Origin of the sequence: Siminovitchia sediminis (genome assembly GCF_042680885.1) — a bacterium.
Lineage (GTDB): Bacteria > Bacillota > Bacilli > Bacillales > Bacillaceae_C > Siminovitchia > Siminovitchia sediminis.
In genome coordinates this window covers 1-26,608 of the sequence record NZ_JBHUEO010000018.1, presented here as the reverse complement: position 1 = coordinate 26,608, position 26,608 = coordinate 1, and the positions used below count along the sequence as shown (strand labels likewise).

Sequence of the window (26,608 nt, the reverse complement as noted above, 5' to 3'; positions counted from 1 at the left end):
TCATGACTTGTGGAGGCTATAGTTACTATCCAATGAATTATGATCCTGGTGTTTATTCTGCTTCAATGATCCCGGGCAGTCGGACACAACCTGCCGTCTCTCCGATGCTTATGCCTTCTGGCCCCACGTATGCCGCCCCGGTGGTTCCGTTGGGGACAACGCAGCAGATTTTAGCAGGCGCGGTGGAAGAATCATTTATCGAAAATATCCTGCGCTTCAACAAAGGTAAGGTAGGTACATTTTACTTTACTTATCAAGGGAACAACAAATGGAATGCAATGGTTTATCGCGGGCGAGTGGAAACAGCTGGCCGTGACCACATTATCATCAGCGACCCGTCCAGCGGCAAACGCTACCTGCTCATGATGGCAAATCTCGATTGGGTGGAATTTGATGAAAAAATTAACTATCCTGCCCTGCATATCAGTCCGGAAGTCGAGGAGTCCCTGACGACATCGGAATGAGTAATAGAACACTTAAAATCCGCTTTCTCCTTTAGGAGGGTGAGCGGTTTTTTTGTTCTGATTACATATCGAATGCATTACGCAAATTGAATTCGGCTAACTGAAGCGGCTTTTTCGCTGGTGCGAGAGATTTTCAGCCTGTATGCTTGATGGAACGAGGAAGTTGCAGAATCTGACGATCGCTGCTGCTCCAAAAAAATGTACCTAGATTGCAAAGAATTTATAAAAATCACAGGGCAGGAACATGAATACTTACACTGTAAATGTAAGGATAGTATGTGCTGAGATATGTTGAAACTCACCTAAAAAGCTGCTTAAGGATCTTTGTATTGCTATTGCCAAAAATAAAATAGACTTCTTGATAGATTCTATAGCAAATTTTCCTATAAAATGAATGTATTATGCAGGGAGGTTTGCTATATGAATGACAGAAAAATGATGGATGTGGCGTTAAAAAATATCGTAATACCGAAATTAAGAGAACAAGGTTTCAAGGGATCATTCCCCCATTTTAGAAGGGTCAGCGAAAACGATATAGATTTAATTACGTTTCAGTTTAACAGATGGGGCGGTTCGTTTGTCGTTGAAATAGCAACTTGCCCAAATGACGGAACAACCATGTCGTGGGGTGAAAAAGTTCCGCCTGAAAAAGTAAATGCTCACCATATCAATGAGCGTTTTAGGTTGGGAGCAAGGTCTTTTGAAGAGGAGGGAGTATGGTTTACTTATGAAAACGCCAATTCCGAAGAAGACTATTTCAATGTTGCTGTGAGCGTACTATATCACTTAAAACAGCTGATACAGGTTGGATTTCTTCTCTATTTAGATAAACATTATTTTTAGGAAGTTCCTTAAAATAGAAACTTCCTATTTTTATTATTAATGCATCCGCATTTAAGTGGTGTGCTCCTATTGTGCTTTCCTTATAAATTCTCTCTTTTCTCCTCCCAAAGTTTCACACGTTCTTCAAAACTCACTTCTTTGTGTACTTGATGCAGCATCCACTGGTAGCCGAACGGGTCATTAAATATGGCGTTTGACACTCCGTAATCAGGCAGTTCAGTCACTGGCTGTAACTCCGTACAGCCTGCATTCATGGCCTTTGAAAAAGTTTCCTGAATGTCAGGGACCATGATGTTAAACCAGATGGTTTGAGGTTCACCTGTGCCGGGAGCTTTCAAACCAAATGTCGGGTTTTCATCCAACATGTGAAAGCGGACACCGTATAAAGTAAAAATGACTTCATTTTCTCCTTTGGGAAAATCGGTTACCTCCACACGTTGAACATCAAATATGTTTTCGTATAATTCCAGTGCTTTCAAGCTGTCTGTAACAATCATATCAATTTCAACTCCAACCAATATGAGCACACTCCTTTTATATGGTAAGTACTTTTATATTTTTCCTTTATTATGCAGTTCAGTTCCTCTATTATGGACAGTAATAGCCGGTTTCATCCTAGAACCATCAGTAAAAATAAAGTACAGGCATTTACATGTTAAACAGAAATTTCTTATTAACAGGACAAACTTTTGTTAGTTAAATCCAGCTACGGCATAGAAGTTACAGCTGCATAGATCAAACCCGTTATGATCATCAAAAACACCATAAATAAAATGGAATACAGTAAAAATTTCTTTAGTGGTTGTGGATTCTTTATTTGTTTATGGGCTGCAAACCCTAACAAAATTGACACCAACCATAATGGGATACCCCACCAGGAAAATAAACGGCGAATTTGCTAATCCAAAAAACTGTTACCAATAAGTAAAATAGCATTAAAAAGATGGCTAATCCTATCATAATCTTTACCTTTCAAAAAACTTGCTGCTTCTATATGTATATCATAACATTCATTACCGAGCATATAAGTTCGGGATACTAATCATTTAATTGATGTGATAAGATCAGATTCTGTTAGGTGAACAGGCCATATTTGACAATATACCCTAAGGGGTATATAATGTTATTGTAAGTCCCAAGATAATTGGAGTGCCTGTTTAAAATAAAAGGGAATGGCATCCACATCTGCGGCGAATGGATTGATCTGATTTGTTATATATATATGATATTTTCAACTGAAAGGGTGGTGAACTCATTGTACTACGATGATCAAATGAAGAATAGAGTGAAACGCATTGAAGGACAGCTCAGAGGAATTTTAAAAATGATGGAAGAAAATAAAGACTGTAAAGAAGTAGTCACCCAATTATCTGCCGCAAGGACAGCAATAGATCGAACGATTGGTGTGGTAGTCAGTTCCAACTTGGTTGAGTGTGTTCAAAAAGCGAATACGGAAGGAAAAGATCAAACAGAAGATCTTGTGAAAGAAGCAGTGAATTTATTGGTGAAAAGCCGTTAGAAAAAAAGGGTTGACATACCCTTTTATTTTAAATAACATTATACCCATAGGGGTAGTGGTACGAATTATTTTTTTGAAATAAATAATACCCTTAGGGGTACCGATGAACTTTCCGGCGTCACAAATCAGAGAACGGAGGAATTCCAATGTCAGAAAGGAAAAAAACAACCATTATATTGTTCAGCGGAGATTACGATAAAGCGATGGCAGCCTATATCATCGCGAATGGGGCAGCAGCCTATGATCATGATGTAACAATTTTTCATACTTTTTGGGGGCTTAACGCTCTCCGGAAGGAAGAAAAGGTTCCGGTCAAAAAAAGTTTTATGGAAAAGATGTTTGGAAAAATGATGCCGCGTGGGGCAGATCGAATGGGGCTTTCCAAAATGAACTTTGCGGGGGTTGGCCCTAAGATGATTAAAGATATTATTAAAAAGCATAACGCCGTCCCTCTTCCGCAATTGATTGAAATGGCGAAGGAGCAGGATGTTAAACTAGTAGCTTGTACAATGACAATGGATTTGCTTGGCCTTCAGGAAAAGGAACTGTTGGATGGAATTGAATATGCTGGTGTGGCTGCTTATCTTGCAGATGCTGAAAATGGGAATGTCAATTTGTTCATTTAATTGATGGAGTGATGGATGATCACTTGATTTTTCGCCTTAGTCCTTCTCATGAATGCGGATCTTAGAGAAAAAAGGATTTAAACGTAACCATTGCTCATAACCATTGCTTGTTGAAGCAAGTCATAATTCCTGATATTCATAACGAGACACAAGGAGGAAGAGACATGAAAGAGATTAGTGCAAAAGAAGCGGAGCAAAAGCTTTCTCAAGGAAAAAAGTTAAATATTATTGATGTACGTGAGGCGGATGAAGCAGCTGCTGGAAAAATCCCGGGAGCCATCCATATTCCATTGGGGCTGATTGAATTCAGGTTGAATGAATTGGATCCGTCCAAAGAATTTATCATGGTTTGCCGTTCGGGCGGAAGAAGCGGACGTGCAGCGCAACTGTTGGCGAGTAAAGGGTTTAAAGTGGTTAACATGGTTGGAGGGATGCTTGAATGGGAAGGGAATCTGGAATAAAAATGGGGGGTAACAAGATGAATAACATACACGCAGATATGATTCTTGATGCAAAAGGATTATCCTGTCCAATGCCGATTGTAAGAACAAAGAAAGCGATGAAAGATTTGGAGGCAGGAAAGGTATTGGAAGTTCAGGCGACGGATAAAGGGTCAAAAGCGGATATGAAAGCTTGGGCTGAAAGTGCAGGTCATGACTATTTAGGTACTTTGGAAGATGGTCACGTATTAAAGCATTATTTGAGAAAATCATCCGATGATGAGATGGCTGAAAAAAAATATCCCCATGTAGTTCGTAATGAGGAACTAAAAAGAAAAATTGAATCCAATGAAAACATTGTTGTGGTGGATGTTAGAGAAGCTGCGGAATTTACATTCAACCATATCCCGGGGGCGATCTCCATTCCATTGAGTGAATTGGATGACGGTGTGAATGAATTTCGAAAAGACCAGGAAATCTTTGTTGTCTGCCGTACAGGAAACCGGAGCAGCTTAGCGGCGCAAAAACTCAAAGAAAAAGGTTTTGACAAAGTATTCAATGTCATACCAGGTATGAGTGAATGGGATGGGAAAACAGAAGGCATCCATCAAGAAGGAGGCCGCACATCGTGACAGTTACAGTTTATACAACCAGCAGATGTCCCTATTGCGTTATGTTAAAAAACTTTTTATCAGAAAAAGAAGTACCTTTTAATGAAGTAAATGTTGAAAAAAGTCCTGGAGAAATGGAACAATTGATCAGGACGACAGGGCAGATGGGTGTTCCGCAAGTGGAGATCAATGGGCAATGGATCATCGGGTTTGATCCTAACAGCATCATGACTGCATTACAAAAGTAACTTTTTTACACAAAATTATACCTATGGGGGTAATTTTAATGACAGTAAAAGCAATGACATCTAAAGAATTAACGAAAAAAATCTTGAATCATGACAATTTATTTATCTTGGATGTCAGGAACGAAGCTGATTTCCAGGATTGGAAAATTGAAGGTGAATCTGTAGAGGTCCTAAACATTCCTTATTTCGAACTTCTCGATGGGGTGGAGGGAATTGCAGAGTTGATCCCCAAGGATCGAGAAGTGCTGGTAGTCTGTGCCAAAGAAGGGTCTTCTGTGATGGTAGCTGAAATGCTTTCTGAACAAGGGCTGGATGTGTCATACCTGCAAGGCGGCATGAGAGCATGGAGTGAATATTTGGAACCTGTAAAAATTGGAGATCTGAAAGACGGCGGTGAAATGTATCAGTTTGTCCGAATTGGTAAGGGATGCCTATCCTATATGGTACTCTCCGACGGTGAAGCAGCCATCATTGATGCCACTCGTATGACAGATACTTTTGTGGAATTTGCCAAAAACAAGAATGTCACTATCACTCATGTGCTTGATACTCATCTGCATGCCGATCACATTTCCGGAGGCAGGAAAATTGCAGAACAGACAAACGCTGTGTATTGGCTTCCTCCCAAGGATGCAACAGAAGTGACCTTTGCTTACGAGCCTTTGGAAGATGGTGACGTCATCAAGATCGGGAATACGGCCATTGATATTCACGCCCTTTATTCACCTGGACATACAATAGGGTCTACATCTTTTATCGTGGATGAGAAATATCTGCTTTCAGGTGATATCTTGTTTGTTGATTCTATTGGAAGGCCGGATCTTGCTGGTTTGGCAGAGGACTGGGTAGGAGATTTGCGGGAAACATTATATTTACGTTATAAGAATCTGTCAGAAGAACTGATTGTTCTTCCGGCTCATTTTATGATTATGGATGAATTAAATAATGATGGCAGTGTTTCTGAAAACCTAGGAACGCTTTTTGCCGAAAATCATGGCTTAAACATTGAAAGTGAAGCCGAGTTCAGAAGGCTTGTAACGCAGGATCTGCCCCCGCAGCCAAATGCTTATCAGGAAATCCGCCAAACCAATATGGGGAAAATCAGTCCCGATCTGGAGAAACAACGTGAGATGGAATTGGGGCCGAACCGCTGCGCGGTTAGATAAAAAAATCTGAGGAGGAACATAAAATGAAAACGACAAAATTTCTGGACGCAACGGGATTGGCTTGTCCGATGCCGATTGTAAGAACGAGAAAAGCAATGAATGAACTGGAGTCCGGTCAAATATTGGAAATTCATGCAACGGATAAAGGGGCAAAAAGTGATTTGACTGCATGGGCAAAATCGGGCGGCCATGAATTGTTGAAAGTAGAAGAAGAAAATGGGGTCTTTATATTTTGGATTCAAAAGGGATAGGGAACCGATAGAGGTTCCCTTTTTTAGGAGGGGAGAACAATGGATCTCACATGGATTGTTGTCATATTTCTCATAGGTTTTATCGGGTCCTATATTTCAGGAATGCTTGGAATTGGCGGCTCTATTATTAAATATCCGATGCTGTTGTATATCCCGCCATTATTAGGCTTTGCTTCATTCAGCGCCCATGAAGTCTCCGGCATCAGCGCTGTTCAAGTGTTTTTTGCGGCCATTGGCGGAGTTTGGGCCTACCGGAAGGGGGGATATTTAAACAAAACATTGATCGGATATATGGGAGTAAGCATACTGATTGGAAGCTTCATTGGCGGTTACGGTTCCAACTTTATGTCAGAAGGCGGAATCAATTTCATATATGGGATATTAGCCTTGATCGCAGCAGCAATGATGTTTATTCCCAAAAGAGGGATTGATGACCTGCCGTATGATCATGTGGTATTTAATAAGTGGCTAGCAGCCGTGCTGGCATTCATTGTTGGTTTGGGAGCCGGGATTGTAGGGGCGGCCGGAGCCTTCCTATTGGTGCCTATCATGCTCGTCATATTAAAAATCCCCACCCGAATGACCATCGCGTCATCTTTGGCGATCACATTTATCTCTTCCATCGGAACGATGATTGGAAAAGTGACAACCGGGCAAGTGGATTATTTTCCTGCAGCCATTATGATCATTGCAAGTCTGATTGCCGCACCACTTGGTGCAATGGCCGGTAAAAAAATGAATGCAAAAATATTGCAAGTCGTTTTAGCTGTATTAATTTTTGCGACAGCTGTTAAAATTTGGATGGGCATCATTTAAATGCAATGCAGAATGGTATAACCCAAATGATATCCATGTCCATCGTCTGCTTTCACCATACGGCGGGTGAGAGAAGCGGATTGATCTCAAAAAATAAGCTAATCTTAGGAGTTCCCCGGAAAAAGTGTGTCCGCTCAGGCATGACAAAAAGGTCTTTCATCCATTCATGAAGATGAGAGGCCTTTTTCATTTTTATTCTGTTTAATCGGAAGAACACACCATATTCGAAAAAAAGTAAGATGATCTTCTGAGGGACCTCTTTCCGATACTGCTAAAAGGTTTAAAGAAGCATGACGCAATTGAGGGATTTTTTCATTAGGGTTCAGAGTACATAGATTTAATGTCTATTAACCTTTAACGCCACCAGACAAGCAGCCTAAGGCGTACTGGCGTTGTACAGAATTTGATAACGGTAAAAAGCGGGATCACGCAGTTGTTTGTCTCCATCCCAAAGGCTTCGATTCCTGCTTGGGCTGAATGCTTATCCAGAAGATCATCATGCATAGTTGAGATTACGACCATGAAGGTGCAAGTACCCTGGTTCATCTAAGACCAACAGATCAAGTTTCTCGATCTGTTTCATTAATTTGGGCAGTTTTCCTCCATGATGCGCCTCGATTCATTGGTTCACCAAGCCTGTGACTGTATAGAATCTTACCCAGGATTGCAGAATTCGTATGTAATCATAATATCGTAGTACTGTTGGTAAGTGGTATGCATGTTTAATTGCTGTTTCATACATTTTTTACTTGCCAAATACACACCATATAAAAGAAAGGTGTTTTCATTCAATAGTAAAGACTCACCCCCAGCAGTATACTACTTCTAACACAATTGAATCAATTTTGAATTAAAAATTCATTAATAAATTAACTTTTAGATGTTTTAAGCTAAAAAATGATTTAAATAGTTTTTAAATCTATAATTTGGTGCAACACTTGCAATAAATGATATTTAGATAAGAAAAAAGTACTGAATTGGGGGGAAGATAAATGTTGGTCAAGTCGAAATTAGCCCCAATATGATTGCTTTGGTTCTTTCATTTACGTTGTTACAGAACATACTTAAATGAAAAAACTATCTATACAAGAAAAAGGAGAAGGTAACCGATGACAAAATACCAGCCTAAAGATTCATCCATGTCTCCACGATTTGTTGGAAACAGAACGTTTATGAGATTAGAACAGGTCAGAACTACTGACAATATAGACTTTGCTGTTCTTGGAGTTCCGTTTGACACTGCAGCATCCAATCGTACGGGACAGCGCCTGGGACCACAGCATATCCGTGACTTTTCCGTATTGCTCCGTCCGTATAACCCCGATATGGATATTGATATTTTTGAATATTGCTCAGGTGTTGATTATGGTGATATTGATATCATTCCCGGAAACGTTCTCCGCACGTATGACAACATTGTCGAAGGACTTATGCCATTGTTGGAGAAAAATGTGATTCCTGTTATTATGGGCGGCGACCATTCCATTTCACTTGGAAACCTTCGTGCTTTCCATAAAAAGCATGGTGAAATTGCTCTAATTCATTTCGATGCACATGGAGATACATGGGAACATTACTACGGTGAGAAATATATGCACGGAACACCATTCAGACGTGCAGCCGAAGAGGGATTGCTTGATCTGGAACATTCCATTCAAGTCGGCATGAGGGGGCCGCTTTATGGACCCGATGACCTAGAAGATGCAAGGAATCTTGGTTTTGAAGTCATTCCGATGAAAGAAGTGCGTGAAATTGGCTATGACAATGTCATGAAAAGGATTCATGAGCGGGTACAGGACCGCCCGGTATTTGTCACGTATGATATAGATTTTGTGGATCCGGCATATGCACCCGGAACAGGAACACCGGAAGTCGGGGGACCCACCAGCTATGAAGCATTGGAATATGTACGTGGCTTAGATGGCCTGGACGTAGTGGGATTTGACCTAGTGGAAGTGCTTCCGACTTATGATTCCAATGAAATAACGGCTGTACTGGCTTCGGCTGTGATCTATGAAATGCTGACATTGATTGCTTTGAAAAAACGGAGATTAGAAGGTAAAAATTGAAACATTAGGAGGAAAATAAATGTTTGGTGAACCATACGGCATATTATCTTTACTACCTATAGCGGTTGTGGTCATCTTTGCTCTTATTACGAAAAGAGTGATCGAGCCATTACTTTTAGGAACTGTTGTCGGAGCTATTTTACTTTACGGACTATCATTCTTTCCAAACTGGATTGGAGACTTATTAGATACAATGAGTGACCCTGATGTTGTTTGGACAATGGTCATACCAGCTCTGTTTGGTGTTTTAATCGCAATGTTTGGCATATCGAACGCAGGTACGGCATTTCGTGAATTGGCCTTAAAATATGTAAAAAGTCGAGAAAACAGTTTATTGGCAACTTATATTTTTGGGATCATTATATTTATGGATGAATATATGAACGCTCTATTAATAGGTGGAACGATGCGAAACTTAACGGATAAGTTTAAAGTTCCGAGGGAGGTGCTGGCTTATGTAACCAACTCAACAGGTACTCCAGTATCTGTACTAATTCCATTTTCCAGTTGGGCTGTATTTTTAATGGGACTTTACGGTTCTAGTGAATTTTTGGGGTCCAATGGGTTTACTACTTATGTATCAACCATTCCTTTCATGATTTATCCTATGGTAACGTTAATAATTCTCCTGTTATTTATTTATAATAAAGTACCAATGACGAGGTATGTAAAAGAGGCGGTAAAAAGAGCGGAAAAAGGAAACTTATTCCCTAAAGGATCAAACCATTTCTCCGATGAAATTGATGATGAAGTACAAAAAGATCAAGTGAATACAAAAAAACCAAGATTAATTAATTTTGTCCTCCCTATCATTTCATTAGTTATAGGTACTATTGTTTTTGATATGGATTTAATTATTGGTGTCATCATAGCGATCGCTACCTGTTTTATATTATACCGATTAAATGGGACGATGACCTATTCAGAACTATTTGAGACAAGCATTAAAGGTATTCAAGATATGGTGGAATTGATTATCCTTATTATTGCCATATTCTTACTGGTAAAAATAAATGAAGACCTCGGAACAATAGAGTTTGTTATCAATGCAGTAGAACCCATTATCACACCTCTGCTATTACCAGGGATCACTTTATTAGTTGTCGCGTTTTTAGGCTTTACTACCGGTAATTATTGGGGGACAATGGGAATTGTTCTGCCAATTATCCTGCCGCTTGCTCATGCAAGTGATGTCAATACAGCTCTAGTGCTAGGAGCAATGGTATCTGGAGGGGTATTTGGAAGTCATGTATGTTTCTTTGGTGATTCTGTAACCTTAACAAGTGCATCTACTCAAGTAAGTAATATGGCACAAATCAGAGTTTCACTCCCGTATGCTTTGGCAGGGTTAATTATTTCTTTTTTCATTTATCTAGGATTGGGTCTTATCATGTAAAAAAAAACAAAGCCGGAGCACAATTTAAGACACCAGGAGGCTTTCCTTTAAGAATTATAGAAGGGATGCAATAAGCTCAGTAGATATTTTAAAATGGCGGACACTGAACCCTACATAAAAAATCTTGGTTTTACCGATGAATGGACGAGATTATTTTTGGGGAAAAAAATGGTATCTTGGGGGAATTGAAATGGAAAACATAATTGGCTTAAGTCTATCTCAAGTCGCTGCTCTCATTAGGAAAAAAGAATTATCACCTGTCGAAGTTACAAGGAATATCATCAAGGAAATAGAAGAAAAAAATATGGAAAATAACGCTTTTATAACAATAAGCAATGCGTTAGAAAGTGCAAGGGATGCCGAAAAAGAGATCTTGAATGGAAACTATAAAGGTCCTTTGCATGGTATTCCCTTAGCTATAAAAGATAATATTTCTGTAAAGGGGTTACCTTGTACAAATGGTTCCGTTATTGATCAAAAAACTATTATGCACAGTGATGCACTTTTAGTCAGACAACTTCGGTATGAAGGTGCCATCATTATCGGCAAAACAAATCTTGACGAATATGCCAATCACGTAGTAGGTAAGAATAAGAACTACGGAACGATTGTAAATCCATTAAATTCTGAACATAGTGCCGGTGGATCAAGCGGAGGTAGTGCAGTTGCCGTTGCTTCAAATTTATGTTATGGGGCTATTGGTACAGATACATCTGGCTCTGTTCGTATTCCGGCTGCTTGTTGCGGGATTGTTGGATTAAAGCCTACCTTTAATCTGATCCCGACCGATGGGGTGACCCCTTTATCATGGTCTTTAGACCATGTGGGTATTCTGTCAAAGGATTGCACCGACCTTTCCCTAATTTTTCAGTCCATCGTTCCAGGCTCAAGACAAAAATTAATTTATCAGGATCCATCAGCAGATACCATAAAAGAATTGACCATCGGAATACCAGATAATTACTTCTTTGAATTACTGAGTGATGAGGTCGAAAAGAAAATAGAAGAAGTAATCGATTTGTTTATTAGTCATGGCTCAAACGTCAAACAAATTCACATTCCTTATGTCGAAAAAGCAATGATGGTGCAAGAAGATATTATTGGAGCTGAAGGATCCTATCTTCATAAATTTCAATTAGAAGATTATAAAGAAGACTATGACAAAGATAATTACGAGTATTTTACACACGGATTGTCCATTACCAAAGATAAATATAAAGAAGCATTAACCATTCGCCAAAGGATGAATAAAGAAATTCAACAACTATTTGATAGTGTTGATATCCTGCTTACGCCAACTCTACCCATAACAGCTCCAAAGCAGACTGATGAAACAATCACATGGGAAGGGGCTAAAGAAGATATTTTATCCTCTTTATCCCGTTTTACAGGGCCGTTTAATGTGAGTGGCTTACCAGCATTAAGTATACCTGTTGGATATAACACAGATGGCTTATCAATATCACTGCAAATTGTAGGTAATCTGTACAGTGAGAACCAAATAATTTCTACCGGAAACTGGATTATGGATAAGATGCTTTAATAGCTTTTTATCCTCTACTTCAGCTGGAATTTACATGATATAAAGTTCTTAAGGATTGTTAGGCTGTCGATTGAAATGCTGGCAATCATCTACGCCTATGAATTCCGGCTGTTTTGCCGTTGGACATAATATATTAATCGGATCTTTGACCTGTATTTCCAAGTAATCCTTTAGAAAAGGAATAGATCAAGAACCTGCTTCTATGAAATTATTGTAAGCACCATATTTATATAGAGAGCCATGCCGTATTGCTCTTGAAGAGGCAGTTTATGTGTATATTTATCGGATAGTACTATTCCTGTGCTTCAAAATTTCTTCCTGGTGGAATTATTAAGGAAAGGAAATCAGCTTTCTGAATAGATCTGAATAGGTTCACACCTTCTTTTATTAACAATGATATCTTCCGGAGATTTTTGCAATGCGAAGGAAAAATGAAAATATATGAAGCCTGCTGAAAAAAGAAAAAACCAGAATTTTTGCGAGTGGACGGCTAGTTCTATAAAGGTGGTACTCTGGGTAACTTCATAAGCAACATCTACGCCGGCACCTGTAAGATCATGAATCTGTTGAACCACAACCCTTTTATTCGGATTGATGGGGATGGTGCTTAGCTCTTCGGCTTTTAGTCTTGTGTAAAGAGTTTCGATTGAATGATCGATCCTCAATGACTAACAGCAGAATGGGCATGTCCCACAGACAATTGCCTTATCGCTTAAGTTTGATCTATGAAAACTCGGTGGCTCAGTATGCGATAAGCCTGACAGTAAATTTGAAACATTTATCTGCCTGCATCGTACAACATGGTAATACAAGCGGGAGGGGAATGAAATGAGTGTTTCAACAAATCAAGGTGATTCGGTCAAGGTCGTGTTTGTTTATCAAAAAAATGAACAAATTGAGGAAGTGAACTTGAATACAGCTCAATTAACCGCATTATTAAAGTCGAAACAGGTATGGATTGAAAAATTTAGTCACAACCTTAAAGTTGAAAACACTGTTTGGTCTTATGGTGATCAAATCGCCTTGCAGGTATACTTGAAATGACCTTTTGGAGGCTCCAAGTTTTAAGGGCGAAACCACCTATAAACTGATGGAAATCGTTGTATAACAGAGAAAAGAGCCGCCAAAAAACTTAACCTCAAACGAGAAGGTTCTGGGTGAACAAGGGGCCTTCTCGTTATTAAAAAACGGTTTGAATCAAAATCATGTAAATGATGGTTCCCCCTGCTATCGAGAGCAGCATGTTTTTCTTCCAAAAATGAAGCAATACAACTGCCGCAACTCCTGAAAATTCAGGGATCCCATGACTTCCCGAAAGTAAACGGACATCCTTAAAACAATAAACGACTAAGAGCCCAAAGACTGCAGGCGGCAATACCTTTCCAAGATGCTGTACATAAGCAATTCCCAAAAAGACAAATCCCGCCAAAATAGGTATTCTGGAGAATGTTTATTCGTAAATCATTGTATATTGAAATAAAAATTTAAAAATATTAATGTATTAATAATAATATTTTGTTGAGATTTATTTTGTGTTAGTGTTTTGTATCATATTTTTTTATTTCTAATACATACTAAAGAATGAAAGAAATTTGGTTCCTAAGCGATTATAGTTAATGATCTTTCTAAAACAATATCGTGTGAATGACAGGTGAAAAAGTTTTCTTCCAACCCCAACTCCCGAATGAAATGATTTGCGTTCCATTTGAAGCGTATCCTTTGATTTACCTTTATGGCATGCTTTATAATTACACTGAATTGAAGTATTTCAAATTCGGTATATTTTAATTCAAATAAAATCTTGGAGGTTATGCACCATGGGTAGACTATCAGGAAAAGTTGCATTAATTACAGGCGGAGCAGGCGGCATTGGTAAAGTAACAGCTGAGAGATTTCTAAAAGAAGGTGCTCAAGTTGTTCTGGTAGACTTGGTTGATGAATCTCTTCAAAAAGCTAAGGAAGAACTCAACTCATTAGGTGAGGTATTGACAGTCCAAGCGGATGTTTCAAAAGAATCCGATGTAGAAAATTATGTGAACAAAGCAGTTGAACACTTTGGAAAGATCGATGTGTTCTTTAATAATGCCGGAATTGAAGGAAAAGTAGCCCCTCTTGTCGATCAAAAAGTGGAAGACTTTGATAAAGTGATAAGTGTCAATGTACGCGGAGTATTCTTGGGCTTGAAATATGTTCTGCCCGTTATGACTAAACAAGGTCATGGCAGTGTGATCAATACATCTTCTGTAGCAGGATTAAACGGCAGTCCTGGTGTATCTCCTTATATTGCGTCAAAACATGCTGTAGTCGGATTGACGAAAGCAGCAGCGATTGAAGCCGCCGAGGCGAATGTACGAGTAAACTCCATACATCCGTCTCCTGTAAACACAAGAATGATGCGTTCCTTGGAAGAAGGCTTGAATGTCGAACAAGAAACTTTGGCACAGAGCATTCCTTTAGGACGTTATGGGGAATCAAGCGATATCGCTAATTTGGTTCTATTCCTTGCTTCAGATGAAAGTTCATTCATTACAGGAGTCCAGTATAGAGTGGACGGTGGTATGGGAGCTTTATAAAGCTTAACCGCCAAGGATAAGCAAATTAAAATCATCATATATTTAGAGGCATCTCATAAGCTATATTGCCTGTGAGAAGCCTCTTTATTTTGTTTGGTATGATAAGATATAGGGGAGTCTGATCGTTTTCCTGAAGAACTGCTGCAAATGCTCGGTGTCTTGGCATCGGGACGATGCCTTGGTTACCCGGTAATTGACTATACATGAAGAGTGAGGGTCTGAAGGCATGCTTATTGGAATTACCTTTGTTTTTACGTTTTTCGTCATTGTGATTTCTGTTTTTGTGACCCTTTTTTTTAAGTATCATTTAGAGGAGATGTTTCATGAGAAAAAGGATGTGACCGCCTTTCATCTATGCAATCTGTTGATCATTTTAATGGTGTCTGGAGGGGCATATGCGGTTATGACCATCTATGTATTGAAAAATGACTTTAAGCTTTTCCAAAGCGCAGCCATTCTCCTGCTTATCATTCTGCCTACGTATCTTTTGGGGCATAGGCTCTCCAAACAATATAAATCCGTTTATCAAAAATATAAGGTCACTGACAATGAGAAAGTGATCGTACTTAATGAGAATTACTTAAAGAAAAAAAGGGATGCCAAGTTTAAGGAATACAATGCCATTGCCAAGGAAGACAAAATCACATCCAGGCGGCGGCTTTAATGAGGGATACTTAACATAGGATTTGTAATGATTCAGAGGAAATTGTCCCTTTTTCCTTGATCGTTCCGGTGAAGATCTGCTTGTCTTATCCAGCTTAGTTGCTCCATAACGGTGAATTTTTTCGGCTTAGATGCAGCAATGCCCATTAGCCTCTGGAGCCAAACATTGCAACCATTCCTTTAAAAAAGGGGATGCCTGCTTCAAAGCCGGTAATATCTTGCTGCAACTGCTTTGCTATTACGTTTCTTTCCAGTGGCCGCTGCAAGTTTTACAATATCCAGGCAACTTTACAACCCAGATAAAGCAAGCCCGGTTTCTCCTTTTTTTTTGAGAGAAATCAGGCTTTTGAATCTAAGTTTCCTTTATCAAATTTAGACCCTTAGCGAACCGCGGAACCCCCTGGCAGCATAGTAGGATTCTGCTCCATTGTGGTACAAAAAGACATGCCCGTAACGATAGTCGCAAAACAGGGCACCGCCGCGTTCTCTAATATCGGCAGGCGTCTGTACCCAGCTTGATGTTTTTTGATCGAAGGTACCAAGCTTCTGCAACGCTCGATATTGTTCTTCTGTTAAGAGTTCAATGCCCATGTCAGCTGCCATATCCATCGCGCTATTTTCGGGTTTGTGTTTTTTTCTTGACTCCAGCGCTTCGCGGTCGTAACAAATACTTCTGCGTCCTTTGGGACTCTCCGCTGAACAATCATAAAAAATGTATTCTCCCGTTTTTTGATCTTGCCCTACAACGTCCGGCTCGCCGCCGGTTCTTTCCATTTCATTGAGGGACCATAGCTTTTCGGGGTTTTCTTCCAGTCTTGCTTGAACTTGATCCCATTCAAGGCCTTCATGGCGGTCCATGTTTTTCGCAAAACGGTCTTTCAAAAAAGTTTTTGTCCAAAAATAAGATACAAGTAATAAGAACAATATGATCGCCTTGCCTCCCCAGAAAGTTTTTACCTGCTTTTCCTCCCTTTGCTATCGTGGAAACTAACCATTCGATGATTTCATACAACGCTGCAATGGCAAGTGAAATACTAGTAACAATGGCAACTAACCAAGCTTCCTTTGTTAACGGTGTTTTCCGTAGTAATATTTCCCTTACTACTATGGCAAACAAGCCTTTGATGAAATGTCCAAATCGATCATATGGGTTTCTCTTTAAATCAAAGACATCTTTTATCCAATTAAACAGAGGAACCCTTGAGTAGGTGTAATGGCCGCCGACGAACATCAGAATTGCCAGAATAGCGATAATGACATACGAAAGGGTAGAAAGGCGAAATTTATTGTATGTAATTAGTACAGCGATTAGGCCAACAACGGCAGGAGCGACTTCCAATGCCCATAACAAATAGCCTCCTGTTGGCTTGATAAGTGACCATATAAAAACTGCAGTCACAATCAATAATAAAAATGAATGTATGATTGACCTCATTGCATTTCTCACTCCTATTAACAGATGAGTATTTACTTTATAGTCTTTGAAAAGCCCACTGTTTCCATGCAGAGCAATAGGAGATAAGTTCAACTATTGATGTCTGGACGGAGGAAGGAAAGCTTGCTGTAACAATAGTTGGAATTCATCTCGTATCTTGTCATGTAAAATGGGCAATTCTAAAAACAGGTTGGAGTTTCTCTCCAGAATATGAATAGAAAAAGGAGTAAAGGAAAATGAGTTTACAGTTTTTTAAAGACGTAGTAGGAAAAAACATACGAGCACATCATAAAGAAGAAAGACAAAAAACAGATCCCTTTTTAAATCCACTCATACATAGGCAGATTCATGGAGATGAAAAATATGTGTCGTTAGATCCTAAAAGACTTTGGGGCAGGTAATTCAATATCATTCAATCGATTATACTCTCCCTTATCTAATTAAAGAGATAGGGGAGATTGATTTTAATTGGAAAGCTTTTCACTCTACCATTAGCGTCCTTCCTTTCGTATATTTCCGATTCTTGCTAAACCATGAAGGGAAGTCATGGCCTATTTTTGAATGATGGGTACCTATCTAGGCAATGTTCTTTTTCTAGTGGCGTACACATTTTGTTTTCGATATAGGCGAATTCTTGCTTGGATCACTTCTCAACTGTATGGCTTATACATATGATAGGAAGTAAAATGCCTAAAGTAAGGTGATCGTTATCTTTCAAAGACTAGGGGTTATTCTCGTCGGAAGTTTATTGATAGGTATAGGAATCAATGGTTTTTTGGTCCCTCATAAATTGTTAGACGGGGGACTTATAGGGCTGGCGCTCATTCTTCATTATTACTTTGGTTTTCAGACAGGGCTATGTATGCTTGTGCTAAGCATGCCTCTTTGCCTGTATGCCTGGCTCTATGAACGAACGTTCTTTTATAATAGCCTTCAAGGGATGCTTGCTTCCTCGTTATTGATTGACTGGCTGGCCCCCTTACGAACCCAATTTCTCCTTCCCATTTTGGTTAGTGCAATATTGGGAGGAACAATTATCGGTATAGGAATTGGACTTATGCTTCGATATGAGACAAGCACGGGAGGAACAGATTTATTAGCTCAATTTATATCTAAAGCTTCTTCTTTAAATGTAGGGATTATTATTTTTATCATAGATGGATTTGTCGTATCCGCGGGATTTAGCACATTAGGAGCTAAAAGTTTTGTCTTTTCCTGTCTTTCCATTTTTATTGTTGGCATCATAACGTCTATACTGGTGAAACAATCAAATTAGATTAGTTTTCAACCTGCCATCCCTCCTGTGGTGTACAGTGATGAATAAAAAAATGAAATCAAGAGCTAAAAATAATAATTCAATTTTCGAGAAAATACATACTAGCAACATTAATGACGGATTGCCCCGTTTTAAATCAGCATATGCTAAAGAACACCCGTCTAAAGAACGGGTGTATTTCTATTTCACTAGTAGATGCTTTGATTTTTGGATCAGCTTTTCCAGCTTTTCCGCATTTACCGCATACATCTTTTTGGCCTGCTGGGAATCTGTTTGCAGGGTGAACAGCTCTAAATCTGCCTGCAGGTTTACGTTCCAATTCGGACACATCCTCTCAAAATAATTGTAAGGACTTAATTAAATGGTGTCCATGAAACTATACTAACTCCATTGGATAAACTATTTACAGCTTTTGTTATTTCCAAAGTATGTACAGCTTTCATTTTTAAAAAAAGGATATTATGGTAGCCAATAGAAAAATTCGTTTCTTATTTTGAAAAACGAATTTATGAATAGTACAGGGGGAATTAAGTAATAAGTACCAATTTTTAAATGAAGTAGCTATATAAATGAATGGTGCTTTTATTAATGTATCCTGTCCCAAATCCTACTTAAATCTAAGGGAACGTATACTTTTTCGCCATGAATCTCTCTATGTATAATAGGATTCGTAAAACTTTGTTCTAAACTATCTATTAGTTCCTTATGTCTCGCTCTCAATTTTGTACCTGAAATTATTTCTCTATAGTCCTTATACATACTTCTTAAACCTCGCTTTTATTATTCACCATTTTTTTATTAACCAAAATGAATAGTACATATTGAATCATACTTTATTTCCCAAATAAAAAGCCTTCCGTTCATGCTTATAAAGGTGGAATATACCTTGTATTTGGTTGTAAAATAACGTACAAGCTTGCTACCCCCCCCCTGTAACCATGATAAAACATAGGTATTTTAAACAATTTTTTAATTATTCAATTCTCAGTTTTCACTCCCTCTCCCCTTCATATCTTTCTTATAAAATGTATTTTCACCAAAAACAGTGAAATATTACATATTTAAATCCTTAAATATTCCGTTTCATATAAAATTAAATGAATAAAAATTAGTTAATGTAGCACTCTAAAAAGGTCAAAACATAGGAGGGAGGTGTTATTCATGACAGTCATAAATGACGTTAAAACAGCTTTAGCAGGATTAAAAAGCGCCCAAGCTAGCTTCGAAACATTTGCTCTTAGTACGAACAATCAACAAGCCAAGCAACTTTACCAAGATGCCGCTAAACAAACCCAATCCGTTATCAGTAGTGTAGAACCACGTGTTCAACAAATTGAACAAGAAGAACCTCAATACAAACAACAATAATGAGTATGGCGAAAAGGTTGGTTGAGAGGCCAACCTTTTCTAGCATTCCAATACTGGTAAAACATAGAGGTGATTTCATGAAAGTGAAAATATTATTTATCATTTTAATCCTTATCGGATTGGGTTCAGGGTGTAACGGAAATCAAAATCAACTAGATAATAAAGATAATTTGAGTGTTTCACAAGTACATACAAGTAAACCAATTGATCAATCTGTTGCCAATCATGCTAAAGAAAAGATTATTACTAAGGAAGAAGTTTCAGATGTAAAGGCTGTGAATACAGATAATGAGCTTTTAGTAGCGATAAAGGTTGAAAATTTCAACCGTTTCCGATTAAAAAATATCGAGAAGTCAGTGAAATCTGACTTAAAAAAAATCTATCCAGATCATAAAGTATTTGTTTCGAGTGATAAAAAAATGTTCTGGGAACTTGAAAAAATAGAACAGAGACTGAAAAAAAACGATACGAATAAGAAGAACTTAAAAAAGGATTTAAACAAACTGAAAAATCTTATGAAGGAACAAACTTAAAGGGGAAGGATCCAAATTATGTCTAACAATCAAAAGAAACAGCTCACTCCTATGCAACAAGAATACCAAAAATTGCAGAAACAACGAGAGATCAAAAGACCGGTTGTTAAAAATTGCATAAAGGCCTTTTTAACCGGTGGGCTTATTTGTCTGATCGGTCAGTGTATTTCTGACTTTTACATTTATTATTTTGATTTTACTGAGCAAACAGCCGGAAATCCGACGGTGGGTACACTAATTTTTATTACAATGCTTCTTACTGGTTTTGGCGTATATGATCGAATGGCCCAATTTGGGGGGGCTGGAACAGCTGTACCCGTAACTGGTTTTGGCAATGCGGTTATTTCCCCTGCCATAGAACATCGAAGCGAAGGATTTGTACTGGGTGTAGGCGGTAACATATTTAAATTAGCAGGGTCCGTTATTGTATTTGGTGTTTTCTCTGCTTTTGTCATTGCTCTCATCAAAACTATTTTAATTCAATGGGGTGGTTTATAATGCTTGCTGGACATCGTACATGGATTTTCGAACAAAAGCCTGTTATTATCTCTACCGGAACTATTGGTGGACCGTTTGAAGCCAATGGGGCTATCCCAGATGACTTTGATACGCTTCATGCTGATTTATGGCTTGGACAAGATTCCTATGAAAAAGCACATAAAGTCCTTTTTGAAGAAGCTTGTCAAAAGGCAATGGAAAAAGGCGGAATCCAAAAGGATCAAGTTCAATTTATCCTTGCAGGGGATCTGATTAACCAGATAACTCCTACGAGTTTTGCTAGTAGAACCATTGGAGCGCCTTATTTTGGGTTGTTCGGTGCCTGTTCAACCTCTATGGAAGGATTGGCTCTAGGTGCTTATATTGTTAATACGAATGGGGCTAAATATTTGTTAACAGGAGCTTCTAGTCATGATACAGCTGTTGAAAAACAATTTCGGTATCCAACTGAGTATGGTGGACAAAAACCTCCTACGGCACAATGGACTGTTACTGGTGCTGGTGCGGCCCTTTTAAGTGATTCCGGAGATGGACCTCGAGTCACTTCTGCTACAATAGGCCGTGTGATTGACATGGGTCTGACCGATCCATTTAATATGGGAGGAGCTATGGCGCCAGCTGCGGTTGATACCATTGAAGCCCATTTAAAGGAACGAAATGTTGAGCCATCTTATTATGATTTAATTGTAACCGGAGATCTTGGAAAAATTGGACAGGAAGTTTCCATGGATCTATTTAAAAAGCATGGAACTCCTATTAGTGAAGAACAATATCAAGATTGCGGTCTTATGATTTATCGGGAGGGGCAACCGGTTCTAGCAGGAGCAAGTGGTGCAGGCTGTTCAGCAACGGTCGTTTATGGTCATTTATTAAACCGGTTGAAAAAAGGAGAATTTAAAAAAATGTTAGTCGTAGCTACAGGTGCTTTACTCTCACCATTGTCCTTTCAGCAAAATGAAACCATTCCTTGTATTGCCCATGCAGTGTCGATTGAATACGGAGGTGAATAATAAATATGATCTATTTTTGGGCTTTTGTTGTAGGCGGTTTGATTTGTGTCATTGGGCAAATTATGTTTGATGTATTTAAATTAACTCCCGGACATACCTTAAGTGCCCTTGTAGTGATTGGTGCCCTTTTAGATGGGTTGGGTTTATATGAACCCTTGATTGATTTTGCTGGGGCTGGGGCTACCGTTCCGATTACCAGCTTTGGAAATTCTCTTGTACATGGTGCGATGCAAGAAGCCGAAAAACATGGGTTAGTTGGTGTGATGACAGGAATGTTTGAAGTAACTAGTTCAGGTATTTCAGCTGCCATTGTTTTCGGCATGTTAGGAGCTTTAATTTTTAAACCAAAAGGATAAGGAGAATTTGGATGACAGTAGGTTCAGATGTTAAACAGTGTTTTGCCAGTCTAAAAGGGGTAGAAGCAAGTCTATCGAGCTTAGCCTTACGGACTCTTGATGATAAATCGAAGCGAACTTTACATGAGACTATGATGGTCGTACACGAAGTAACAAAAGATTTAAAAAAAAGAGTCGGCGAGTTAGAAGGAGAGGAACTTCAGTACAAGGGTTTCTAGATAAACTATATTTACAGGGGGTGTCAAGCAGTGCCTGAATGGTTAGATATAGCTGTACGATCAGCATTCTTTGTTGTTGTTTTATTTTTTATTACAAAGTGGTTAGGGAAAAAGCAAATTTCTGAACTATCTTTCTTTGAATATGTCACCGGTATTTCAATTGGAAGTATTGGTGCAGAAGTAGCTATGGGACTTGAACGGAATATTTTTCACGGAGTCATTGGAATAGTCATCTTTGCTGCTATTCCCTTTATCGCTGGTTTGATTGCCTTAAAAAGCAAAGGTTTTCGTAATTTTATAGAAGGGAAAGCAACTGTGTTTATCAAAGATGGAAAAATCATGGAAGATAATTTAAAAAAGGAACGATACACAACGGATGAATTATTAGAATTACTTCGAAAAAAAGATGTTTTCCAAGTGGCTGATGTAGAATTTGCTGTACTAGAGGCAACAGGAGATTTATCCGTCATGTTAAAAAAGGAGAACCAACCTTTAACAGCAAAGGATTTAAACTTATCCATTCCTTCCATAAAAGAACCTCAGACTGTCATAATGGATGGTGTCATAATGGATGAACCACTAGCTACAATTGGACGAAGCCGTGCATGGTTGCATACAGAGTTAGAAAAATTAGGGGTTACAATTGAAAATGTATTTTTTGGACAAATTAATTCTTTTGGAGAATTAACGGTTGACCTTTTTGATGACAAATTGCAAGTTGCATCCCCTCAAGAAAGACCTTTAATTCTTTCAACTATGAAAAAATGTCAGGCTGATTTGGAACTTTTTGCTCTTGCAACTGAATCAAAGGAGGCCAAACAAATGTATAGGTTAAACAGTGAAAAATTACAAGAAGCTATTGATAAAGTGACCCCTATTTTAAGAGCTTGAAATTATAAAAATCATTTGAAGTGATTATTGCATTGAATTTGTACCACCTTTGCGGTTCTTTTTACCAAGGTTTGCGGAGGGGTTTACCACACTTTGCGGAGCAGTTTACCATTAATCAAATAACCTCCTGTATACTTAGTAAGCATGTCTATTGACTAACCTCAATAACTTAGGCATGACACTAGGAATACAGGAGGTTTTTTATATGTTTCCATATCGGAAAATCCTGGAGCTGTATGAGGAAAAGACATCATTGCGAAACATCGCAATGATCACCCAACATTCCCGGCAAAAGATTACAGAAGTGATCCAACTGGCGGAGAAGAAAGGAATTACGCTACCTTTTGGGGATGAAATGACTGATCCGTGGCTGGAGGATTTCCTTTACCCCGAAAAGAAGCAAGAAATGAGCGGCAGGCACTTAATGGACTTTGAGAAGGTGCATAAAGAGTTAGCCAAACCAAATATTACCTTAACGCTTTTACATGATGAGTACGTGAGGGAAGCACAGAGTGCAGGTAAAATCCCTTATGCTTATCGTACATTCACCGAGCATTACCATGAATACGCGATGAAGTATAAAGCAACACTGCGTATTCGGCGCAAACCAGGCGAATTGTTGGAAGTGGATTGGGCAGGCAGTACGATGTCAGTTATTGACCCGGATACTGGAGAAAAGCGGAAAGTATATGTGTTCATCGCTACGTTACCTTGTTCACAACTGTTTTATGTAGAAGGATCTTACAAAATGGATCTACCGTCCTGGGTTCGTCTCCATCAACACGCTTTTGAGTATATTGGAGGCACGACACAGATACTTGTCCCTGATAACTTAAAAACAGGTGTTACCAAACATACATCAAAAGAACTTATTCTGAATAAGACCTACTCGGAAATGGCTGCCCATTATCAAACGGTCATTATGCCCGCACGGGTGTTGTCACCTAAAGACAAGGCCAGCGTGGAAGGATCGGTGAACATCGTTACCACTTGGATTATACAAGCGTTAAGAAACGTCAAATGTTTTTCATTGGAGGAACTGAACAAAGAGATTTTTAAAAAGTTGGAAGAATTGAACCACCGACCCTTTCAAAATCGTCCAGGTTCAAGATGGTCGGCATTCCTAGAAGAAGAGAAATTCGCCCTTTCTCCTCTTCCGGATACGCCGTACAGACTCTCGGAATGGCGCAAATTCGAAGTCCGTCCTGACTACCACATTAACGTGAACAGTATGTTTTATTCTGTCCCTTTTGAATTGATTGGAAAAGAAGTAGACATTAAAGTTTCTCCAACGGTGATTGAAGTATACTTTCATCACATGAGAGTTGCCTCTCATCCAACATTATATGGTAAATTCGGGCAACACTCCACCTTGAAAGAACACATGCCGGCTAATCATCGGTTGTATGTGGAACAAACACCTGAAGAAGCAATGAAATGGGCAACAGAAATGGGGCAATCCACCCTGCAGGTAGTGACGTTTATTCTTGATTACTATGAGGTTGAGAAACAAGCCTTGAATTCCATTTTCACGCTGAAAAAATTAGAGCGGACCTATTCTCCCTATGAAATTGAACAGGCGTGCAAAAGGGTATTAGAAGCGACAAGCAGACCGACAGTCAAAAGCGTACAAACCATGATTAAGACCATTCGCAAAGAGGATGAACGAAAGGCTTCAGAAATTAATTCGAAGACAACCGATGAAAAATATGGCTTTACACGCGGTGCTTCTTACTATGGGGGAAATAACAAATGAACCAACAAAACTATGACAAAATGAAAGCATTGAAATTACCCGGGATGGCAGAATCTTATGAGACATTGTTTGTGAATCCGTCATTCAATGATATGAGCTTCGATGAATTGCTTGGTCTCTTATTGGACCATGAGGAAAGTGTACGGAAAAGCAATAAACTGAACCGGCTTTTGAAACAAGCAAATTTCCCTGAACAAGCCGCTATTGAAGATATCCTTTACGATTCCGATCGTAAGCTAGACAAGGGGTTATTAATGAAGCTGTCAACAGGTGACTACATCCTTGACGGACGAGACATTGTCTTCAAGGGCGTTTCTGGTGCAGGAAAGACCTGGCTAGCCACTGCTTTTGGTGTACAGGCCTGCAGGCTTTATTATAAGGTTCAATATACACGCCTTCCTGACCTTTTAGAGGAGTTCAAGGTGGCCAAGTATCAAGCGGATGGAAGTTATTTAAAACTGCTCAAAAAACTAACCAAGATTGATCTTCTGATCATTGATGAATGGCTATTATTTGAGATTTCAAAAGAAGAAGCAGCATTATTATTAGAAATTATCAATGCGCGATATACCGCCAAGAAGTCAAACATCTTCTGTTCTCAATTCGACATCAAAGGCTGGTATGGGAAATTAGGAGACGGCACGTTGGCAGAAGCTATATTAGATCGAGTTATCCATAATTCTTACGATATCTTTATTGACGGAACTGTTTCGATGCGCGAAAAGTTAGGGTTAAAGAGTTAGAGAAGTGGATGATTTAACGAGGCTAGCCAACAGGGAGGTAAAATTCATGACTATATTAACAAAAAAAGATCTATTTGAAATGGAAGAATACTATTATTGGAGTGGGAACAAGCAATATGTTCCTTTTCCCTCAGAATTGAAGGAAAGGCTTCTGGAGATATATGGGGAAGAACCTCTCCCACACAATTGGTCGGAACAAGATATCCATGAAGGTTCCAGAAAGATCATAATAGAGTATTTCCAAAGCTAATTTGGAATTCAAGGCTCCCTCTATTCTACAGTGAATAGAGGGGGATTTATGTTTGGTTAGAAATGCTAATTTAATAATGTACAAAAGTGATTGGATAAGAATGTACAGTTTTGATAGTTCCATGCATACTTATTTCGAGGTGGAAAAGTATGCATATGGAATTGGATATAACAACAGATATTCAAATTAACAGTCTCTCAGACTTGCCAAAACTAAAAATTTTTATGGAGAATCTACACATGAAAATTAACAAAAGTAAACTAGCAAGAGAATTGAATGTCGATCGTAGAACAATTGATAAATACCTTAAAGGCTATGCACCGCAAAAGAAACGGTCGAGAAAGTCTAAAATTGACGAATACTATGGTGTGATTTCACTATTACTTTCACACGAATCCAAGCAAGTCTTTTACTACAAACGGGTTCTTTGGCAATATTTAAAAGATAATCATGGCTTGGACTGTTCACAATCGGCGTTTCGGGCTTACATCTCTCGCAAACCAGAGTTCCAAGCGTACTTTACCGACGGTAAGCGAACAAAAACGACGCAGACATCCGTTCGCTTTGAAACGCCCCCTGGGGAACAGGCACAATTCGATTGGAAAGAAAATATCAAATATGTAACAAAAGATGGAGAAATTCTTTACGTCAATGTTGGTGTCTTCCTTCTGTCTTATTCGCGATTTTGAACCTTTCATTTAACGATATCAAAGTCCCAAAGTGTATTGATGTCGTTTCTGATGGAGAGTTTTGAAGCCATCGGAGGAGTGCCAAAAACGATCGTAACAGACAATATGAAAACCGTGATGGATGAGGCAAGAACTGAATATTCCAAAGGTATTGTGAATGAGCGATTCGACCAATTTGCGAAAGACTGCGGATTTGAGCTCATGCCTTGTAAAGCTGGGAGTCCGAAAACAAAGGGTTATGTATAGTAAAAAAAAATGTAAAGTAAACCTTTTTTCAATTGCCAAATCGGCATTTTGTTTAGATTTACTTTACATTTTATCTGGTGTTATTTATTGAAACTTCTTAACCAGCTCAAT

Annotated in this window: 32 protein-coding genes and 2 pseudogenes; 29 read left to right on the top strand and 5 right to left on the bottom strand. The window is 38.8% G+C overall.

Annotation, left to right across the window (positions count from 1 at the left end):
* The first annotated feature begins 2 nt into the window (after positions 1-2).
* Both gerQ and ACFSCZ_RS08130 read left to right on the top strand, forming a co-directional pair.
* The gene (gerQ, locus tag ACFSCZ_RS08135; RefSeq protein ID WP_380773375.1) at positions 3-464 is read left to right on the top strand and encodes a spore coat protein GerQ; all 462 of its coding nucleotides are present in this window, start codon (positions 3-5) and stop codon (positions 462-464) included.
* Positions 465-884: 420 nt separating this feature from the next.
* A complete protein-coding gene (locus tag ACFSCZ_RS08130; protein WP_380773374.1) occupies positions 885-1,307 on the top strand; it encodes a DUF4304 domain-containing protein in 423 nt (140 codons plus the stop codon).
* A gap of 80 nt (positions 1,308-1,387) precedes the next feature.
* Here ACFSCZ_RS08130 and ACFSCZ_RS08125 read toward each other — a convergent pair whose 3' ends face one another.
* Complete coding sequence (locus tag ACFSCZ_RS08125) at positions 1,388-1,825, bottom strand: VOC family protein (protein ID WP_380773373.1); 438 nt, start codon at positions 1,823-1,825, stop codon at positions 1,388-1,390.
* Positions 1,826-2,562: 737 nt separating this feature from the next.
* Between ACFSCZ_RS08125 and ACFSCZ_RS08120 the strand changes: the two genes are divergently transcribed.
* The 12 genes from ACFSCZ_RS08120 (at position 2,563) to ACFSCZ_RS08065 (ending at position 13,036) form a co-directional block, all read left to right on the top strand.
* Positions 2,563-2,826: a metal-sensitive transcriptional regulator gene (locus ACFSCZ_RS08120; protein ID WP_380773371.1), complete on the top strand. Its 264-nt coding sequence runs from the start codon at positions 2,563-2,565 to the stop codon at positions 2,824-2,826.
* 146 nt (positions 2,827-2,972) lie between these two features.
* Positions 2,973-3,452, top strand: coding sequence for a DsrE/DsrF/DrsH-like family protein (locus ACFSCZ_RS08115; RefSeq protein ID WP_380773370.1), 480 nt, complete (start codon positions 2,973-2,975; stop codon positions 3,450-3,452).
* A 164-nt stretch (positions 3,453-3,616) separates the two neighbouring features.
* On the top strand, positions 3,617-3,913 hold the full coding sequence (locus ACFSCZ_RS08110; protein WP_380773368.1) for a rhodanese-like domain-containing protein: 297 nt from the start codon (positions 3,617-3,619) through the stop codon (positions 3,911-3,913).
* A gap of 17 nt (positions 3,914-3,930) precedes the next feature.
* A complete protein-coding gene (locus ACFSCZ_RS08105; protein WP_380773366.1) occupies positions 3,931-4,524 on the top strand; it encodes a sulfurtransferase TusA family protein in 594 nt (197 codons plus the stop codon).
* Positions 4,518-4,751 (top strand): glutaredoxin family protein, encoded by a 234-nt coding sequence (locus ACFSCZ_RS08100; RefSeq protein WP_380773385.1) that lies wholly within the window; start codon positions 4,518-4,520, stop codon positions 4,749-4,751. Before ACFSCZ_RS08105 ends, ACFSCZ_RS08100 begins: the two co-directional genes overlap by 7 nt.
* A gap of 38 nt (positions 4,752-4,789) precedes the next feature.
* On the top strand, positions 4,790-5,917 hold the full coding sequence (locus ACFSCZ_RS08095) for an MBL fold metallo-hydrolase (protein WP_380773365.1): 1,128 nt from the start codon (positions 4,790-4,792) through the stop codon (positions 5,915-5,917).
* A 23-nt stretch (positions 5,918-5,940) separates the two neighbouring features.
* Positions 5,941-6,168 carry a sulfurtransferase TusA family protein gene (locus ACFSCZ_RS08090; protein ID WP_380773364.1) on the top strand — a complete coding sequence of 76 codons (228 nt, stop codon included), beginning with the start codon at positions 5,941-5,943 and terminating at the stop codon, positions 6,166-6,168.
* Between the two features lie 39 nt (positions 6,169-6,207).
* Complete coding sequence (locus tag ACFSCZ_RS08085) at positions 6,208-6,984, top strand: sulfite exporter TauE/SafE family protein (RefSeq protein WP_380773363.1); 777 nt, start codon at positions 6,208-6,210, stop codon at positions 6,982-6,984.
* 1,109 nt (positions 6,985-8,093) lie between these two features.
* Complete coding sequence (gene speB, locus ACFSCZ_RS08080; protein ID WP_380773362.1) at positions 8,094-9,053, top strand: agmatinase; 960 nt, start codon at positions 8,094-8,096, stop codon at positions 9,051-9,053.
* A 19-nt stretch (positions 9,054-9,072) separates the two neighbouring features.
* A complete protein-coding gene (locus tag ACFSCZ_RS08075) occupies positions 9,073-10,449 on the top strand; it encodes a Na+/H+ antiporter NhaC family protein (RefSeq protein WP_380773361.1) in 1,377 nt (458 codons plus the stop codon).
* Positions 10,450-10,639: 190 nt separating this feature from the next.
* On the top strand, positions 10,640-11,992 hold the full coding sequence (locus ACFSCZ_RS08070; RefSeq protein WP_380773360.1) for an amidase: 1,353 nt from the start codon (positions 10,640-10,642) through the stop codon (positions 11,990-11,992).
* Positions 11,993-12,820: 828 nt separating this feature from the next.
* A complete protein-coding gene (locus ACFSCZ_RS08065; RefSeq protein WP_380773359.1) occupies positions 12,821-13,036 on the top strand; it encodes a hypothetical protein in 216 nt (71 codons plus the stop codon).
* 136 nt (positions 13,037-13,172) lie between these two features.
* On the opposite strand, the pseudogene ACFSCZ_RS08060 reads toward ACFSCZ_RS08065, so the two are convergent.
* A pseudogene (locus ACFSCZ_RS08060) lies at positions 13,173-13,391 on the bottom strand (branched-chain amino acid transporter permease); the annotation flags it as partial.
* Positions 13,392-13,809: 418 nt separating this feature from the next.
* Here ACFSCZ_RS08060 and ACFSCZ_RS08055 point away from each other — a divergent pair.
* Both ACFSCZ_RS08055 and ACFSCZ_RS08050 read left to right on the top strand, forming a co-directional pair.
* Positions 13,810-14,565, top strand: coding sequence for an SDR family NAD(P)-dependent oxidoreductase (locus tag ACFSCZ_RS08055; RefSeq protein ID WP_380773358.1), 756 nt, complete (start codon positions 13,810-13,812; stop codon positions 14,563-14,565).
* 226 nt (positions 14,566-14,791) lie between these two features.
* Complete coding sequence (locus tag ACFSCZ_RS08050) at positions 14,792-15,229, top strand: hypothetical protein (RefSeq protein WP_380773357.1); 438 nt, start codon at positions 14,792-14,794, stop codon at positions 15,227-15,229.
* A 371-nt stretch (positions 15,230-15,600) separates the two neighbouring features.
* Here ACFSCZ_RS08050 and ACFSCZ_RS08045 read toward each other — a convergent pair whose 3' ends face one another.
* Together ACFSCZ_RS08045 and ACFSCZ_RS08040 are read right to left on the bottom strand one after the other, a co-directional pair.
* Entirely contained in the window at positions 15,601-16,158 is a 558-nt protein-coding gene (locus ACFSCZ_RS08045; protein ID WP_380773383.1) for a DUF4256 domain-containing protein, read from the bottom strand.
* Positions 16,073-16,663: a DUF2238 domain-containing protein gene (locus ACFSCZ_RS08040; protein ID WP_380773356.1), complete on the bottom strand. Its 591-nt coding sequence runs from the start codon at positions 16,661-16,663 to the stop codon at positions 16,073-16,075. The genes ACFSCZ_RS08045 and ACFSCZ_RS08040 overlap by 86 nt, the downstream gene beginning before the upstream one ends.
* Before the next feature lie 236 nt (positions 16,664-16,899).
* Here ACFSCZ_RS08040 and ACFSCZ_RS08035 point away from each other — a divergent pair, with 236 nt between their 5' ends.
* A complete protein-coding gene (locus ACFSCZ_RS08035; protein ID WP_380773355.1) occupies positions 16,900-17,064 on the top strand; it encodes a hypothetical protein in 165 nt (54 codons plus the stop codon).
* Between the two features lie 299 nt (positions 17,065-17,363).
* The gene (locus ACFSCZ_RS08030) at positions 17,364-17,939 is read left to right on the top strand and encodes a YitT family protein (RefSeq protein WP_380773354.1); all 576 of its coding nucleotides are present in this window, start codon (positions 17,364-17,366) and stop codon (positions 17,937-17,939) included.
* Positions 17,940-18,119: 180 nt separating this feature from the next.
* On the opposite strand, the gene ACFSCZ_RS08025 is transcribed toward ACFSCZ_RS08030, so the two are convergent.
* The gene (locus tag ACFSCZ_RS08025; protein ID WP_380773352.1) at positions 18,120-18,269 is read right to left on the bottom strand and encodes a DUF1657 domain-containing protein; all 150 of its coding nucleotides are present in this window, start codon (positions 18,267-18,269) and stop codon (positions 18,120-18,122) included.
* An 831-nt stretch (positions 18,270-19,100) separates the two neighbouring features.
* Here ACFSCZ_RS08025 and ACFSCZ_RS08020 point away from each other — a divergent pair.
* The 11 genes and pseudogenes from ACFSCZ_RS08020 to istA (ACFSCZ_RS07970) form a co-directional block, all read left to right on the top strand.
* Complete coding sequence (locus ACFSCZ_RS08020) at positions 19,101-19,307, top strand: DUF1657 domain-containing protein (protein ID WP_380773351.1); 207 nt, start codon at positions 19,101-19,103, stop codon at positions 19,305-19,307.
* A 77-nt stretch (positions 19,308-19,384) separates the two neighbouring features.
* Complete coding sequence (locus tag ACFSCZ_RS08015; RefSeq protein ID WP_380773350.1) at positions 19,385-19,840, top strand: YhcN/YlaJ family sporulation lipoprotein; 456 nt, start codon at positions 19,385-19,387, stop codon at positions 19,838-19,840.
* Positions 19,841-19,858: 18 nt separating this feature from the next.
* Positions 19,859-20,338, top strand: coding sequence for a stage V sporulation protein AC (gene spoVAC, locus ACFSCZ_RS08010; protein WP_380773349.1), 480 nt, complete (start codon positions 19,859-19,861; stop codon positions 20,336-20,338).
* On the top strand, positions 20,338-21,348 hold the full coding sequence (gene spoVAD, locus ACFSCZ_RS08005; protein ID WP_380773347.1) for a stage V sporulation protein AD: 1,011 nt from the start codon (positions 20,338-20,340) through the stop codon (positions 21,346-21,348). The genes spoVAC and spoVAD overlap by 1 nt, the downstream gene beginning before the upstream one ends.
* A gap of 5 nt (positions 21,349-21,353) precedes the next feature.
* Entirely contained in the window at positions 21,354-21,704 is a 351-nt protein-coding gene (gene spoVAE / locus ACFSCZ_RS08000; protein WP_380773346.1) for a stage V sporulation protein AE, read from the top strand.
* 11 nt (positions 21,705-21,715) lie between these two features.
* A complete protein-coding gene (locus tag ACFSCZ_RS07995; RefSeq protein WP_380773344.1) occupies positions 21,716-21,922 on the top strand; it encodes a DUF1657 domain-containing protein in 207 nt (68 codons plus the stop codon).
* A gap of 30 nt (positions 21,923-21,952) precedes the next feature.
* Positions 21,953-22,813 (top strand): DUF421 domain-containing protein, encoded by an 861-nt coding sequence (locus ACFSCZ_RS07990; RefSeq protein ID WP_380773343.1) that lies wholly within the window; start codon positions 21,953-21,955, stop codon positions 22,811-22,813.
* Between the two features lie 205 nt (positions 22,814-23,018).
* Entirely contained in the window at positions 23,019-24,569 is a 1,551-nt protein-coding gene (istA, locus tag ACFSCZ_RS07985) for an IS21 family transposase (RefSeq protein ID WP_380773342.1), read from the top strand.
* Entirely contained in the window at positions 24,566-25,312 is a 747-nt protein-coding gene (gene istB, locus ACFSCZ_RS07980) for an IS21-like element helper ATPase IstB (protein WP_380773341.1), read from the top strand. Before istA (ACFSCZ_RS07985) ends, istB begins: the two co-directional genes overlap by 4 nt.
* A 4-nt stretch (positions 25,313-25,316) precedes the next feature.
* Positions 25,317-25,562: a hypothetical protein gene (locus ACFSCZ_RS07975; protein WP_380773339.1), complete on the top strand. Its 246-nt coding sequence runs from the start codon at positions 25,317-25,319 to the stop codon at positions 25,560-25,562.
* A 149-nt stretch (positions 25,563-25,711) separates the two neighbouring features.
* A pseudogene (gene istA / locus ACFSCZ_RS07970) lies at positions 25,712-26,494 on the top strand (IS21 family transposase); the annotation flags it as partial.
* Between the last annotated feature and the right edge of the window lie 114 nt (positions 26,495-26,608).

What these genes read in the sequence shown, in the direction of transcription:
- gerQ (WP_380773375.1), top strand. Translation starts at nt 3, where the DNA reads ATGACTTGTGGAGGCTATAGTTACTATCCAATGAATTATGATCCTGGT.
- ACFSCZ_RS08130 (WP_380773374.1), top strand. Translation starts at nt 885, where the DNA reads ATGAATGACAGAAAAATGATGGATGTGGCGTTAAAAAATATCGTAATA.
- ACFSCZ_RS08115 (WP_380773370.1), top strand. Translation starts at nt 2,973, where the DNA reads ATGTCAGAAAGGAAAAAAACAACCATTATATTGTTCAGCGGAGATTAC.
- ACFSCZ_RS08110 (WP_380773368.1), top strand. Translation starts at nt 3,617, where the DNA reads ATGAAAGAGATTAGTGCAAAAGAAGCGGAGCAAAAGCTTTCTCAAGGA.
- ACFSCZ_RS08105 (WP_380773366.1), top strand. Translation starts at nt 3,931, where the DNA reads ATGAATAACATACACGCAGATATGATTCTTGATGCAAAAGGATTATCC.
- ACFSCZ_RS08095 (WP_380773365.1), top strand. Translation starts at nt 4,790, where the DNA reads ATGACAGTAAAAGCAATGACATCTAAAGAATTAACGAAAAAAATCTTG.
- ACFSCZ_RS08090 (WP_380773364.1), top strand. Translation starts at nt 5,941, where the DNA reads ATGAAAACGACAAAATTTCTGGACGCAACGGGATTGGCTTGTCCGATG.
- ACFSCZ_RS08085 (WP_380773363.1), top strand. Translation starts at nt 6,208, where the DNA reads ATGGATCTCACATGGATTGTTGTCATATTTCTCATAGGTTTTATCGGG.
- speB (WP_380773362.1), top strand. Translation starts at nt 8,094, where the DNA reads ATGACAAAATACCAGCCTAAAGATTCATCCATGTCTCCACGATTTGTT.
- ACFSCZ_RS08075 (WP_380773361.1), top strand. Translation starts at nt 9,073, where the DNA reads ATGTTTGGTGAACCATACGGCATATTATCTTTACTACCTATAGCGGTT.
- ACFSCZ_RS08070 (WP_380773360.1), top strand. Translation starts at nt 10,640, where the DNA reads ATGGAAAACATAATTGGCTTAAGTCTATCTCAAGTCGCTGCTCTCATT.
- ACFSCZ_RS08065 (WP_380773359.1), top strand. Translation starts at nt 12,821, where the DNA reads ATGAGTGTTTCAACAAATCAAGGTGATTCGGTCAAGGTCGTGTTTGTT.
- ACFSCZ_RS08055 (WP_380773358.1), top strand. Translation starts at nt 13,810, where the DNA reads ATGGGTAGACTATCAGGAAAAGTTGCATTAATTACAGGCGGAGCAGGC.
- ACFSCZ_RS08050 (WP_380773357.1), top strand. Translation starts at nt 14,792, where the DNA reads ATGCTTATTGGAATTACCTTTGTTTTTACGTTTTTCGTCATTGTGATT.
- ACFSCZ_RS08040 (WP_380773356.1), bottom strand. Translation starts at nt 16,663, where the DNA reads ATGAGGTCAATCATACATTCATTTTTATTATTGATTGTGACTGCAGTT.
- ACFSCZ_RS08035 (WP_380773355.1), top strand. Translation starts at nt 16,900, where the DNA reads ATGAGTTTACAGTTTTTTAAAGACGTAGTAGGAAAAAACATACGAGCA.
- ACFSCZ_RS08025 (WP_380773352.1), bottom strand. Translation starts at nt 18,269, where the DNA reads ATGTGTCCGAATTGGAACGTAAACCTGCAGGCAGATTTAGAGCTGTTC.
- ACFSCZ_RS08020 (WP_380773351.1), top strand. Translation starts at nt 19,101, where the DNA reads ATGACAGTCATAAATGACGTTAAAACAGCTTTAGCAGGATTAAAAAGC.
- ACFSCZ_RS08015 (WP_380773350.1), top strand. Translation starts at nt 19,385, where the DNA reads ATGAAAGTGAAAATATTATTTATCATTTTAATCCTTATCGGATTGGGT.
- spoVAC (WP_380773349.1), top strand. Translation starts at nt 19,859, where the DNA reads ATGTCTAACAATCAAAAGAAACAGCTCACTCCTATGCAACAAGAATAC.
- spoVAD (WP_380773347.1), top strand. Translation starts at nt 20,338, where the DNA reads ATGCTTGCTGGACATCGTACATGGATTTTCGAACAAAAGCCTGTTATT.
- spoVAE (WP_380773346.1), top strand. Translation starts at nt 21,354, where the DNA reads ATGATCTATTTTTGGGCTTTTGTTGTAGGCGGTTTGATTTGTGTCATT.
- ACFSCZ_RS07995 (WP_380773344.1), top strand. Translation starts at nt 21,716, where the DNA reads ATGACAGTAGGTTCAGATGTTAAACAGTGTTTTGCCAGTCTAAAAGGG.
- istA (WP_380773342.1), top strand. Translation starts at nt 23,019, where the DNA reads ATGTTTCCATATCGGAAAATCCTGGAGCTGTATGAGGAAAAGACATCA.
- istB (WP_380773341.1), top strand. Translation starts at nt 24,566, where the DNA reads ATGAACCAACAAAACTATGACAAAATGAAAGCATTGAAATTACCCGGG.